Source organism: Campylobacter concisus (genome assembly GCF_002912425.1).
Classification (GTDB): Bacteria; Campylobacterota; Campylobacteria; order Campylobacterales; family Campylobacteraceae; genus Campylobacter_A; species Campylobacter_A concisus_AH.
This window is the reverse complement of sequence record NZ_POYR01000125.1, coordinates 1-431: the sequence shown is the minus strand read 5'-3', so window position 1 is coordinate 431 and position 431 is coordinate 1. Positions and strand designations below refer to the sequence as shown.

1 protein-coding gene and 1 pseudogene are annotated in these 431 nt (G+C 26.7%); both read right to left on the bottom strand.

The window, feature by feature from the left end:
- Window positions 1–98: 98 nt before the first annotated feature.
- Window positions 99–236 carry a hypothetical protein gene (locus CYP84_RS07245; RefSeq protein ID WP_180996398.1) on the bottom strand — a complete coding sequence of 46 codons (138 nt, stop codon included), beginning with the start codon at window positions 234–236 and terminating at the stop codon, window positions 99–101.
- A pseudogene (locus CYP84_RS10795) lies at window positions 236–431 on the bottom strand (tRNA 2-selenouridine synthase); the annotation flags it as partial. The pseudogene CYP84_RS10795 and the gene CYP84_RS07245, both read right to left, overlap by 1 nt.

Genomic DNA, 431 nt, shown 5'->3' with positions numbered 1-431 from the left:
CCTATATCCTTTTAGAAAATTTATTTTGCTTATTTTATTGTCTTTGAAATTATAATATTATTAATTTATTATGTTTTATTTGTAGATTGTTAAATTTTTTATTGATTGAAGCTATTGTTTAGTTTATTTCTTTCATTCTCAAAAAAGTTATGTAAAAGAGCATAAGAAGCATCAGCAATGTCTATGTAGTCTTTAGAACAATTTATTAGCTCTTTGCTTGATCTTTTAGTTTGCATTATTTCTCCTTGCTTACTCTTTCAAATTTGCCGTTTATTAAGACAAATCTATTGCCGCCACCAAGACTTTCAAAGCTATTTTTCTTAAAACTAATACCTTTGGCTTCATCTCCAAATAAGCCGTATTGTGTTTTTACTCTTTCATATGCAACAGTACATGAAATTTGAACAATACTTTCGTCTTTATCTTTGTAG

What these genes read in the sequence shown, in the direction of transcription:
- CYP84_RS07245 (WP_180996398.1), bottom strand. Translation starts at nt 236, where the DNA reads ATGCAAACTAAAAGATCAAGCAAAGAGCTAATAAATTGTTCTAAAGAC.